Origin of the sequence: Rhizobium sp. AP16, from assembly GCF_000281735.1 — a bacterium.
In the GTDB taxonomy this organism is placed as follows: domain Bacteria; phylum Pseudomonadota; class Alphaproteobacteria; order Rhizobiales; family Rhizobiaceae; genus Rhizobium; species Rhizobium rhizogenes.
In genome coordinates this window covers 75,556-87,525 of record NZ_AJVM01000086.1, presented here as the reverse complement: position 1 = coordinate 87,525, position 11,970 = coordinate 75,556, and the positions used below count along the sequence as shown (strand labels likewise).

Here is an 11,970-nt window from a genome sequence, read left to right as displayed (position 1 = left end):
AAAGCCAGCTTGGCAGCCCCAGCCGGTATCGGCTGATCGCATAGGCGGCCGGTATGCCCATCAGCAGCGACAGACCCGTGCCCAGGAAAGCCAATTCGAAGCTGGTGATCGCCGTCGTGCGGAATGCCTCGATCTCGAAGATATTCCAGAACCAGTGCAGCGTTAGGCCCTGCGGCGGGAAGGTCAGATAGCTGGTGTCGCTGAAGGCCGAGCCGATGATGATGACCAGTGGCGCCAGCAGGAAGAAGAACACGCAGACAGCAAAGGCGATCAGGAGAGGGTGGACACGATGCACCATGCTTACACCGCCATCGGGTTGAGGCGGCGGGCGATGCGGCTCATGATCAGGACGATACCGATGGTGACGACGACCATGATTGCGGCGATGGTCGAGGCGCCGACCCAGTCGAAGGTCACCATGGCGCGTTGGTAGAGGAATGTGCCCATTGTCATCTGCTTTTCGCCGCCGAGAAGCTGCGGCGTGGCATAGGAGGTGAAGCTGCCGGTGAAGACCAGCACGGCACCGACGATAAGGCCGGGGGTGGCAAGCGGCAGGATGACCTGGCGGAAGGTCGCGGCGGGCGTCGCGCCAAGCGAAGTGGCGGCCTGGATCAGGTCCTGCGGAATGCCTTCGAGAACGCCGACGAGGGTGAGGATCATCAGCGGTACGAAGAGATAGACCATGGCGACGATCACCGAGCCCTCTGTATAGAGCATCGACAGCGGCTCGCTGATGACGCCGACTGATAGCAGCATCGTGTTGAGAATGCCGTTCTTGCCGAGGATGATCAGCCAGGCGAAGGAGCGAACGACGACGCCGGTCAGGAGCGGAAACACAGCGGCGATGATCATCACGCTCTTCGCCCGGCCCGGCATCTGGGCGATGACATAGGCGGCGATGAAACCGACGAGCAGCGAGATCACCGTGGTGATGAGAGCGATCTCAATTGTCCGGTAGAGCACGGTGCGGCGAAAGCCACTATTGAAGAAGGCGACATAGGGCGAGAAAACCCCCTTCGGCTCCATGAAAGTCGCGGCGATCGTGATGACCACCGGGACGACCAGGAAGAGTACGACGGCGACCATCGCCGGCGCCGCCAAACCCCATTTTGCAAGATGCTTCATCAGTCAAATTCCGTGCGGCCAAATTCCGCTGGGCAGGCCATCACATGCCGAAGATTTCATTCCAGCGATCGATCCAGTCCGACTGGGCAGCGTTCAGCTTGGCATAGTCGATGCGGCCGAGCTTGGCGATCATGTCGGCGCCATAGGTCCAGAGTTTCGCTTGATCCGGCGTCAGCACGACCTTGGTGGAGACCGGCGCATCGACGCCCTGCTCGGCTTCCGCCTGCTGGACATCCTTGGAGAGAATGAAGTTGATGAATTGATGCGCCAGCTCGACATTCTCCGAACCCTTGGGAATATTGACGGTGTTAAGCGTCGCCATGTCGCCTTCCTTGAGGCTCGCCCAGGTCATGGTCGGAACGGCGGCCTGCATCGAGGCCAGCGTGAAGTCCTGCGCAAGCGCCACCTTGGCTTCGCCGGTGGAGATCAGGTTTACCAGCTCGGAGCCGGTATTGTAGTTCTTGACGACGTTCGGCTTCAGCGCGGTGATCGCCTCAAAAGCCTTGTCGGTATCCTCATAGGCATCGGCACCCGCATGCTTGCCGGCTTCCAGAACCGTCAGCGGGCCGGCGGTGGTGGTGATGCCCGGCAGCGTGACGGCGGATTTCAGATCGTCGCGCCAGAGATCGTTCCAGGAGGTGATCGGCGGATTGACCTTCGCCTTGTCGTAGACGATGCCGACGCGGCCGATCGTATAGGCCGGGCCGTAATTGCCCTGCGGCGCCTTGGCCAAATCGTAGAGGTCGGCGATGTTCGGAAGCTTGGCGCGGTCGACTTCCTGAAAGAGCCCCTGCTGGATGCCGATCTGCGAATAGCTATCGGTCAAATAAATCACGTCGACGCCCTTGCCGCCGCGAAGCTTCAGCTTGTTGAGGCGATCGGCATTGTTGCCGGTTTCGAAGACGACATCGCAGCCGCAAACTTTCTTGAAAGGCTCGATGATGTTGGCCTTCATCTTCTCGCCATTATAACCCCACCAGGAAATGGTCAGCGTCGTCGCCTGGGCGTAAGCCGGCAGCGCGACGGTCGTCGCCGCGATGAGGGCAAGGCCCGCGACGCGGGGCAGGGTGAGGCCTTTCATGGTCGAAATCCTTATCGTCAGTGAAATCGGGTGGGGTGTCTGGCTGGCGGAATACTATTTTTCGAGCATAGGCTTTACAAGCCTAACAATTGAGCAAAACGACGTTTTCTGTAAATCTTCGTCGCGCGCGGGATGAGCGGCGAGATCTCACCTATGCCCGTTTGCAAATCGCTGAGATGATTCAGCTTTTGCGCAATTTTGACCATGCGCTTTACACATTCTGTCGTCGGTTCTACGGTCGCGCCACCGAATTTCTCGCAGGCATTCTTCCGATGGCATCCTTGCCCACAAATCTTCCCGACGATCTGCTCATCAACGCGGCCGACGAGGTGCTGATCCGACAGGATCTGACGCTCACCGCGCTTGGTCGGCGTCCTGCTGACAGGTTGCTGAGGGTCGGCCGGCTTCTGGATGTCCATAGCCGCACCTGGCTTGAGGACCAGGAGATCGTGATCAAGGGACGGCGCATTGCCTATGTCGGCCCCGCCGGCAGTTATACGGGAGAGGTTAGCGAGCGTCTGTCCGAACCGCATCTTGCCGCCGTTCCCGGCTTCGGCGAGGCGCACAAGCATATAGAGAGCTCGCATCTGACCCCGGAATGGGAGGCGGCGCTGGTCATGCCGCATGGCATCACCTGGACCTGCGAGGCAAGCCATGAGTTTTCCAACGTCAATGGTCCGCGCAACCTGGAATTCTGGCTGGAGGCGCGCCGGCGCGGCTCGCCGATGAAGATCTTCCCGCTGCCCGGCTCCGCCGTACCACCGACCGCCTATGAGTGGGGTGGTGGCCATTTCGGCTATGACGAGCAGAAGGCCTTTCTTTCCGAGAGCCTAATGGTGGCTGGTCTCGACGAGGTGATGGATTGGCCCTCGGTCAGCAATCCGGAGAATCCGGCTTACGACCGTCTCTGGGGTATGATCCGCGCTACTTTCGAGCAGCGCGGCGTCGTCGAGGGACATGGCGCCGGCTTGCGCGATCTTGCCTCAATCAATGCCTTTGCCGGCGCGGGCCTTGCCTCGGATCATGAGGGCTGGTTCCTGGAGGAGATTTGGGAGAAGCTGACCCACGGCCTGTTCATCGAGCTCCGGCCGCATTCGCTGCCCGAGGTGATCAAGGGGTTGATCGAGAAGGGCCTTTCCGACTGGTCGCAAATCGCCTTCGTAACGGATGACCGCAGCGCCTCGGATACGCTGAAGATGGGGGCGACGGATTACAATGTCCGGCTTGCCGTCGAAAACGGGCTGGCGCCGGAAATCGCCATTCAATGCGTGACGATCAACCCGGCGCGGCACATGCGGCTGACGCCCTGGGTCGGCTCGATCGCGCCCGGCCGTTTCGCCGATATCGTGCTTCTGGATGATGTCGAGACACTGTCGATCGCCAAGGTTTGGGCGGATGGCCGCCCGGCTTCGGAGGGTAAGAGCTTTGTCGGCGTCCGCCCCGAGATCGCCTGGCCGGATTGGGCGACGAAGACTGTGAAAATCGACAGGACCGTCCTGCCGGAGGATTTCCGCATTGCGGCCCCTTCGAATGTGCCGACGGCAAAGGCAGCACTCTTGCGTCCCTTCCATTGGGCAGATGAATTCATCACCATGGACTTGCCGGTTGCGGATGGCGCGGTCCAACGAGACCATGACCGCAACGTCACCAAATTTGCGATCGTCGATCGCTTCTCCGGCGAGGCCAAGGTCGCCCGCATGTTCTGGCTCGGCACAGGGCCGCGCACCCCCGATACGGCGCTCGGCGCCACGCTTGGGCATGACAAGCACAATATTTGGGTCGTTGGCTCCTCCGATGAGGCAATGGCAATGGTCGCCAATGCGCTCAATGAACAGCAGGGTGGCTGGGTGCTGGTCTCCGGCGGCAAGGTCGTTGCCCGCGTTCACTATGAGGTTGGTGGTCTCATGACGGCACGTCCGGCTGAGGAGCTGGATGCGGAAATGCAGGCACTTTATAAGGCTGGCGCCGAAATCGACTGGATGTACGAACCGACCTTCTCGCCACGCTGGTGGCCGGGCTTTCCGGAACGCCTTTCTTTCGCGACGCTCACCTGCGCACCCTGGCGCTGGGTTCTGGTGGCGCCGTCCGAAAGGGCACCCGAGGGTTTCGTCAATGTTGCGACCGGAGAGACGCATCCAATCGTCTGGTAGGGGATATCCAGTTATTGCAATGAAATATCCCTTCTCGAACCGGCTTCTATGATGATCCGATAGAGGGACGGTTCGATTGTCATTGCCGCTGGTGGCTTGACGCTCAGGGTCTATACCGTAATTATCCGTTTGGTTACTAACGCCGTAGCTGAGTCGACGTGTCTGAAAGTCAGGTACCGCCTCGATTCGCCTCGCCTGCCCCTATCGAAGAACCAAGCGGAGGAGGCTTTGGTGACCGACGATCTCAAGCCGCAGAGGATGACTCTGGCATTTTCCACATTGGGATGTGCGGAGCTGGAGCTGGACGAGGCGCTTGCCCTGGCGGCGCGCCATGGTCTCGACGCGATCGAAATTCGCGCGCTTGGCGGCACGATCGATCTGTCTGCTTATTTCACCGAACGGTTTGGCACGCCGGCGGGCTTGGCCCAGGCACTCGATCGCTCTCCCGTCGCCGTCTGCGCTCTCAATACGTCGCTGCGTCTTGTCGGCGCGACGCCGGAGGCGAAGGAGGCATTTCTGCGCTATCTTCCCTGGGCCGAAGCGGCTGGCATCAAATCGCTACGCGTTTTCGATGGCGGCACCACAGGCGATGCCGGAGAGCTTGCCGAGGCTTTTTCAACGCTGGGCTGGTGGCGCGAGACGGCCCGCCGCGAGGGCTTTGCGGCGGATATGGTGGTGGAGACGCATGACGTCCTGGTGCGGTCAGAGACTATCGGCCGTTTTCTGGAAGCGGCACCCGATTGTGCCCTGATCTGGGATACCCACCATACATGGCGTAAGGGAGGGCAGGATCCGGTAGAGACCTGGAAGCAGGTGCGCCACAACACGCGCCACCTCCACGTCAAGGACAGCGTCTCGCAGCCAAGCGAGAAACTGCCCTATAGCTATGCGCTTCCGGGCACTGGCGAGTTTCCGATGGCGGCGTTGCTCTCCGTGCTCGCCGCCGATCGTTATGCTGGTGTCATGAGCCTGGAATGGGAGCGCCTGTGGCATATGCAGCTTCCGCCACTGGATCTGGCACTTCAGGAGGCGCGGAAGAGAGACTGGTGGCCGCGATCCAATCCTGACGATCAGCTTTCAAGTGATTTTGCACACTAGATTCGTCGCGTCTTGCTTGCCCTATGGATCGTTTTTCACGGCAATTGAATCAATAACAAGGAAAACTCGCTATAATTGAATGTTTGCAAGAGTTGCTTTATTAGTGTATTAGCATAAAGTAACGCTAAATATTAAAAGCGCTGTCGGCCTCGGGTTGATTATCGTTTTCAGTGCAATATTTCCGGCTCGTTGCAGGGGAACCCCATGGGGGTTGGAGGGTGTCTGGGAGATGAAAAAGACGGATTTTGGGTGCCACGAATCCCATGTTCCGCACGCGCTTGCGTCGTTTCAAAGCGCGGGGTCTCCCTATCGAATTTCCGCCCGCTGTCGATCCTTCAGCCATCGGAGGCTTGATGCCCGCTAGGAGCAAGCAGAGCGACAGCGCCCATAACGCCCTGATTTTAAAGGCGATTGCTGGCGGCGGTCTGAGCTTTGCCATACAGCAGATCCATAAGATAGAGAACATTTCGAACATTCTTTATGCCGAGAGCCTGGCGCGCGTGACGGATACCGAGGGCGTCGTTCACACGGCGAGCAGCTTCGTGCCGCAATTGCACGACGGGTTCAATCTCGACCTGAGGATACTGGACATGGTTCTGTCCGCGCTGGCGGCGGACACGACGCTTATACTTGGCTGCAACCTGACTGCGGCCAATCTCTCCGCCTCGGATCGATTCGCCGATATCTTCGGCCGAATCACCCGTCATCCCGAGCTGTCATCGCGGCTCGTCGTCGAAATTACCGAAACGCATCCGCTTGTCGGCGCGGCCATCGAGCGCTTGAAGATGATCCGCGCGCTCGGCTGCCGCATCGCGATCGATGATTTCGGTGTCGGCTTCGCAACGCCGGCAAACCTGCTGCAGGTCTCGGCCGATATCGTCAAGATCGATGCGTCGTTTGTTCGCGATAACAGATCCGGCCGTGATGGGCGCGACAGCCTGTATCATATGGTCGGTTTTGCCTCCTGCATCGCGCCGGTGGTGGTGGTCGAGGGCATCGAGACGCAGGCGCAGTTCGAGGCGGCGCGCACGGCGGGCGCGACGCATGTGCAGGGCTTCCTGCTGTCACGACCGGCCTGGTTGCCGCGGCCTCGGCAGGAAAAGAGCAAATTTAGCTCGCGGGGAGGTGAACGATGAAGCGCCCTTCCTTCGCGCGGGATTATGGTTTCTCAGCCGCCATGACGGCGCGCGACGTCCAGCCGCGGGCGCGGCTCGACGTCTTGTTCGAGGAGTTGCGCGACCTGTTTTCCGGTGCCGGCAACACGCCGCCGGTTGCGCTCATGGGCGGGGGCGATCCACACATCGCCATTCGCACCGGATCGGGCAATATCTCTGCGCGGGTGACGATCGACGCTGAAAATGGCCTCTATGTCTTTTGCGAACTCGACCGCACAGCCGGTATCGTGCTGGCGACGGCGAGCGAAGAGCGGTTGATCGATGAGATCGTCGCGCATCTTTCGGCCGGCGACGATGACCTTGTGCCGCGCACGATCGACAGCGCCGTCGGCATTCTTGTCGGCCAGACCATGGAAGATGTCGAGCGTAAGCTCATCCTCCAGACGCTGCGTCACTGCAGCGGCAATCTCACCCACACCGCCTTCATGCTCGGCATCTCCCTCACGGCGCTCTGCCGCAAACTGGCCGTCTATTTTCCGGACACAGCAAAGGATCTTTCCAAAGGCACAACCGATGTTGCGCTCAGGGCAGAAGGAGACCGGCGATGAGTGCGGACGTTCTCAACACAGCGGGCAATCCCCGCACGCAGACGAAGACATGGATGATGACATGACGCAATCACGCGAGGCGAAGCACGCCGGACCAAATGAGATTCGGGAAACGATCATGGACGCTTTCAGCAGCAAAAAAGACCTGACCCAACTTCAGGCAAGCAGCCTGTCCGATGGCTGCGTCAAGATTGTTTCGGCCTATGTCAGCCACAACACCGTCCCCATCGGTAGTCTTTCCAAGCTGATCACGGATGTGCACGAGGCGTTGCAGACCCTGGACGGGACAACACCGTCGGTGGAGCGGTCAAAGCCGGTGCCGGCCGTCGATCTCAAGAAATCGGTGACTAACGACTACATCATCTGCCTTGAGGACGGCAAACGCTTCAAGACGCTAAAGCGCCATCTGCGCGTTCACTATGGCATGACGCCCGAGGAGTATCGCCAGAAATGGGGTCTTGCTCCCACCTATCCGATGGTGGCGCAGAATTATGCCAACCGCCGCTCGGAGCTCGCCAAGCTCTCTGGCCTTGGTGCCAATGGCAACAAGAAAGATAGTGTCCGCTAGCGTGGAGACCTCGAAAGTCCGAACGGATTTTAAAACGGGATTGTGTGCTTTCCGTTGCAAGTGACGTTGCGGCGGTTCCGTTTTCGATGGGAAGCGACAAAGACAATGGCGCCCTACGAGGGGGCGCCATTGTCTTTTGTGCATTATGCCACAGCTCAAACCACCACGATCAGGTGGCCTCCGGTCAGAACACCTGGCGGAGCACGATGAACAGCGTGAAGGCAAGCGCGATCGAGGCGGGCAGCGTCAGGATCCAGGCCAACAGCATGTTGCGGACGGTCGACCATTGCAGTCCGGAGCCGTTGGCGGCCATGGTGCCGGCGACACCCGAGGACAGGACATGGGTGGTGGACACCGGCAGGCCGAGATGGTCGGCGGCACCGATCGTCAACATGGCGACGACTTCGGCGGCGGCGCCCTGGCCGTAGGTGAGGTGCGTCTTGCCGATCTTCTCGCCGACGGTGACGACGATGCGCTTCCAGCCGACCATCGTGCCAAGGCCGAGAGCCAGCGCCACGGCGACCTTCACCCAGAGCGGGATGAACTTCGTCGCATTGTCGACGGCGGCGTGATATTGCGTCACCGCCTTCAGGTCATCCGCGCCCATCGGCAGCAGCTTGCGCTTGTCGATCAGCTTCAAGGCTTCGCCGATCAGGTAGATGTCGTTGCGGACGTTGCCGACCAGGCCGTTCGGCAGCTTCTCGACGGAAGGATAGGAAGCGATCTCGATGCCGGTGGCGTGGATATAGGCCTGCAGCGCCGGCGTCGTGGCGTCAGTCCAGGTCTTGTTCTTCACCGCGTCGCTGACGGCAGCCTTCGGATCGGCCGGCGCAGCAACGCCTGGCTTCACATATTTACCAAGCACGGACTCGACCTGCGTCGAGGCGGCCTTGTAGGCTTCGAGATAGTTGATGTCGGGCGTGCGGTTGAGGGCAAAAGCGGTTGGCACCAGGCCGATCAGGATGAGCATGATCAGGCCCATACCCTTCTGGCCGTCATTGGAGCCATGGGCGAAGCTGACGCCGGTACAGGTGAAGATCAGCAATGTACGAATCCACAGCGGCGGCGGTGCATTGCCCTTCGGTGCCTCATAGAGCGCCTTGTTGCGGATCAGCGCCTTGGAGACCAGCAGCAGCAAGGCCGCCAGACCAAAGCCGATCAGCGGCGATAGAAGCAGGGACAGCCCGACACTGCTCGCCTGCGACCAGTCGACGCCGCTGGTGGCCGAGCCCGCGGGCGCGAGGAACTGGTTGGCAAGGCCGACGCCGATGATCGAGCCCACGAGCGTGTGAGAGCTCGAGGCCGGCAGGCCGAGATACCAGGTGCCGAGGTTCCAGACGATTGCGGCGATCAACAGCGCGAAGACCATGGCGAGACCGGAACCGGAGCCGACCTGGAGAATCAATTCGACGGGCAACAGCGCCAGAATGCCGAAGGCGACGGCGCCGGAAGAGGTCAGCACGCCGAGAAAATTGAAGAGGCCCGACCAGATAACGGCAAATTCGGCTGGCATCGAGCGGGTGTAGATGACGGTGGCGACCGCGTTGGCCGTATCGTGGAAGCCGTTGACGAATTCGAAGCCGAGTGCGATCAGCAGCGCCAGGCCGAGCAGAATCCACGGGACAGTCGCGGCTTCGGCCAGATCATTGCCGAGGGCATAGCCGACATAGCCAAGGCCACCGAGCACGACCACGCCGAAGAGCGGCAGAAACCACTTGGCGGAACCGCCCGCGCCGTGAATAGGATGATTGGCATTGCCACCCTCCGCATTGCTTGAAGCGACATCGACCATCTCACGCACTCCCCTGTGGCGAATAACATTTCCCCTTTAAGCGCGGTTGATGAAGCTCTCGTGACGCATGCCGCGATCTTCGCGCGCTGGCCGGCCGTGCGCGCAGTGCGGCTCATCGAAAGCGTGTTGCTCGTTAAGCGACAATATATGCGGAAGGCATCGCAACTTCCCGTTCAGCATCCTGATTTCGCCCCGAAAACGCCTTGTTCGGTTCAGCCGGCGTTCAGCTCTCAGGGCTTTAAATTGGCGTGTAAGGGACTTGGATAGGGGTCTATCAAGATGAGATTATCTGTATTTGCCATCGCTGCCGTGCTCGGTGGACTGGCCGTATCTTCGGCAGAAGCAATGCCTGTTTCCGCCACCGGGTCCATCCCCGCCGTCGTCAGGACAGCGGCTAAGGCGCCGGTCGTCAAGGTCGATTATGCCTGCGGTCGCGGCTGGCGCCTGACGCGTTGGGGCGAATGCCGACCGAGACGCTGGGGTCCGCCGCGTGGCTACGGCTACTATAGGCCGGCACCGCCACCGCCTTGGGGCTACTATGGCCACCGCCCCCATCGTGATCGATGGGAACGTGACGGCTGGCGCGAGCGCCGCCGGGATTGGTAAAAAAACAGATACCCCGCCGTCAAGTTGCGGCGGGGTATCGTCTATTTTGTCGTAAGCGGTTTTGTCCGCAAAGCACGCGCGGTCCACCACATGCCGACCGCCATTGCCAGTAACGCCAGCAGGATCGTTGCCAGGCTCTTGGCATGCACGACAATGTCCGAAAGTCTTGGCCGGATGAGATCGGCGGTGTTGAAGCTTTCGCCGCTGAAGCGGCAAAGAATGAGCGACAGATTGTTGCGCACGAGATCAGCGTCGATTTCGGAAACCAGATCGCCGGCGGCAACCATTTCGTCCTTCATAGTCCGCATCCGCAGCAGCACCGCCTTGGCGGCGGCGAGATAGGCGTGCGAACATTCATTGAACGGGCTTTCCTCGTCGCTGATGCCTCCCGGCATCACGCCCCAGAGGCAATAGCTGCGCTGGATCTGCGCGAAATTCAGGACACGACGGAAGGTCTCGTCGGTATCCGTTGCCGCAGCGGCAAGCGCGACGATACGCCTATAATAGGGATCGATCACGGCCATTTCGCCATGCGTCAGGCTTGGTATCGGAATGCCCGCCTGGCTCCCGGACGAGCCGCCGCCATGAGCGGCCACCGATATCGGCCAGCCCAGCGCCATCAAGCAGATCAGCCAGAGCAGTGCGCCACAGCCCGTCAGGCATTTCCCGCGCATAAAACCATGCGCGGGATGCATTGAGCGTGTCATCTCAGGCCCGGCGCAGAGCCGTGCGACCGTAGCGAACCTGGGGCAGGTCGCGCTCAGCCCATGCCCCGAAGGCGAGGCCGAGTGTCGCCCACAGGATGGCGTGCATCCCGAGCGACGTGATCCGGAACTGCCAGAGAACGATGGCCGAGAACTGCTCCGGCACCTCGTTGATCGGCGGCAGCAGGTACTGGATCAGCGCGATGAAGACGAAATAGCCGATGCCGGCAAGAATTACGCCGTTCCATGAGCCGTATCGCGCGACAAGCCGGCGGCCGAACCCGACGGCGACGATCATGCCGACGATGGAGGCCACGATCATGACGAAGAACAGTTCGGTCCTGGCGCCGATCGTATCGGGATTGCCAACGGCCGGCGGATTGGCCGGATATTTGAGGTCGGGAACCAGCGAAATCGCCACGAACGCCGCGATGGCGAGCAATGCGGCCGTACCGCGGGCGCCGAGCGAACTGATGCGGCCATAGACGAAGGCAAACACCAGCGCGAACAATCCGCCGACTGCCGTTGCGTAGATCAGGCTGCCGGTGAGGAGACCGACGCCCGCCTGCGTGGCGCGACTGACGATTTCCGGCTCGGATGCTTCCCCGGCCGCTTGTGCGGCCTTTTCCTCAAAGCCGATCGCCCAATCGACAAGCGGCTCGCCGAAGATGCGGGCGTAGATAAAAATGAGAATACCAGCAAGCGCTCCGACCAGCATGCCGCGGAGCAAAAGACGTCCAACCATGTTCCTGATCCCTTAGTGGCAGGGGAAACCGAGCAGATGACGGGCGTCATGCACGAATTCGTGCACATACATGCCCGAGATCAGCGATGTCGCGCCTTCCTCGGCGCCGACGAAGTAGATCGCCAACAGCATCAGAAGACCGGCGAAGATCGCCCAGGGCAGGATTTGGCCGAGCGGTATCGGCGTCGGGATCGCGGATGGTGCGAATGCGGTGTCAGACATTTCATTCCCTCTTCAGAAAAGCGCGTTCCATTTGCGGAAGGGTTTTTTACGGGAAGGGTCTGGCTCTCTGGGGGCGGTATCCGCCCGTCGATTACAGTGGCGCGACCGCGCCGGGATTTCACCGGCTTCCACACCCGTAAGTCTAAGTTTATATCT

General features: G+C 60.6%; 13 protein-coding genes and 1 riboswitch. Of the genes, 6 read left to right on the top strand and 7 right to left on the bottom strand.

Features of this window, described 5'->3' with window-relative positions; all coding sequences use genetic code 11:
* The 3 genes from PMI03_RS29655 to PMI03_RS29645 form a co-directional block, all read right to left on the bottom strand.
* Positions 1-298 (bottom strand): ABC transporter permease (locus PMI03_RS29655; protein WP_007703146.1); only part of this gene is annotated, 298 nt, incomplete at its 3' end.
* Between the two features lie 2 nt (positions 299-300).
* Positions 301-1,125: an ABC transporter permease gene (locus tag PMI03_RS29650; protein ID WP_007703143.1), complete on the bottom strand. Its 825-nt coding sequence runs from the start codon at positions 1,123-1,125 to the stop codon at positions 301-303.
* Positions 1,126-1,165: 40 nt separating this feature from the next.
* Positions 1,166-2,206 carry a PotD/PotF family extracellular solute-binding protein gene (locus PMI03_RS29645; RefSeq protein WP_007703133.1) on the bottom strand — a complete coding sequence of 347 codons (1,041 nt, stop codon included), beginning with the start codon at positions 2,204-2,206 and terminating at the stop codon, positions 1,166-1,168.
* A gap of 272 nt (positions 2,207-2,478) precedes the next feature.
* On the opposite strand from PMI03_RS29645, the gene PMI03_RS29640 reads away from it, so the two are divergent.
* The 5 genes from PMI03_RS29640 (at position 2,479) to PMI03_RS29620 (ending at position 7,745) form a co-directional block, all read left to right on the top strand.
* Positions 2,479-4,356 (top strand): adenine deaminase, encoded by a 1,878-nt coding sequence (locus PMI03_RS29640; protein ID WP_039974906.1) that lies wholly within the window; start codon positions 2,479-2,481, stop codon positions 4,354-4,356.
* A gap of 231 nt (positions 4,357-4,587) precedes the next feature.
* Positions 4,588-5,454, top strand: coding sequence for a sugar phosphate isomerase/epimerase (locus PMI03_RS29635; RefSeq protein ID WP_007703126.1), 867 nt, complete (start codon positions 4,588-4,590; stop codon positions 5,452-5,454).
* A gap of 353 nt (positions 5,455-5,807) precedes the next feature.
* Positions 5,808-6,590: an EAL domain-containing protein gene (locus tag PMI03_RS29630; protein WP_007703124.1), complete on the top strand. Its 783-nt coding sequence runs from the start codon at positions 5,808-5,810 to the stop codon at positions 6,588-6,590.
* Positions 6,587-7,177, top strand: coding sequence for a helix-turn-helix domain-containing protein (locus PMI03_RS29625; protein WP_007703121.1), 591 nt, complete (start codon positions 6,587-6,589; stop codon positions 7,175-7,177). The genes PMI03_RS29630 and PMI03_RS29625 overlap by 4 nt, the downstream gene beginning before the upstream one ends.
* A gap of 118 nt (positions 7,178-7,295) precedes the next feature.
* Positions 7,296-7,745, top strand: a complete 450-nt coding sequence (locus tag PMI03_RS29620) for a MucR family transcriptional regulator (protein WP_034520463.1) — start codon at positions 7,296-7,298, stop codon at positions 7,743-7,745.
* Positions 7,746-7,929: 184 nt separating this feature from the next.
* Here the strand turns inward: PMI03_RS29620 and PMI03_RS29615 are convergent, their stop codons facing one another.
* On the bottom strand, positions 7,930-9,537 hold the full coding sequence (locus PMI03_RS29615) for an inorganic phosphate transporter (protein ID WP_007703110.1): 1,608 nt from the start codon (positions 9,535-9,537) through the stop codon (positions 7,930-7,932).
* 279 nt (positions 9,538-9,816) lie between these two features.
* Here PMI03_RS29615 and PMI03_RS31265 point away from each other — a divergent pair, with 279 nt between their 5' ends.
* The gene (locus PMI03_RS31265; protein ID WP_081500832.1) at positions 9,817-10,143 is read left to right on the top strand and encodes a GCG_CRPN prefix-to-repeats domain-containing protein; all 327 of its coding nucleotides are present in this window, start codon (positions 9,817-9,819) and stop codon (positions 10,141-10,143) included.
* 41 nt (positions 10,144-10,184) lie between these two features.
* Here PMI03_RS31265 and PMI03_RS29610 read toward each other — a convergent pair whose 3' ends face one another.
* The 3 genes from PMI03_RS29610 to PMI03_RS29600 are packed head-to-tail and all read right to left on the bottom strand — an operon-like array spanning position 10,185 to position 11,814.
* A complete protein-coding gene (locus tag PMI03_RS29610; protein ID WP_229202564.1) occupies positions 10,185-10,817 on the bottom strand; it encodes a hypothetical protein in 633 nt (210 codons plus the stop codon).
* A gap of 34 nt (positions 10,818-10,851) precedes the next feature.
* Positions 10,852-11,592 (bottom strand): CbtA family protein, encoded by a 741-nt coding sequence (locus PMI03_RS29605; protein WP_007703104.1) that lies wholly within the window; start codon positions 11,590-11,592, stop codon positions 10,852-10,854.
* A 12-nt stretch (positions 11,593-11,604) separates the two neighbouring features.
* Positions 11,605-11,814: a CbtB-domain containing protein gene (locus tag PMI03_RS29600; protein ID WP_007703100.1), complete on the bottom strand. Its 210-nt coding sequence runs from the start codon at positions 11,812-11,814 to the stop codon at positions 11,605-11,607.
* A 57-nt stretch (positions 11,815-11,871) separates the two neighbouring features.
* Positions 11,872-11,944: riboswitch (cobalamin riboswitch) on the bottom strand.
* Positions 11,945-11,970: the final 26 nt, after the last annotated feature.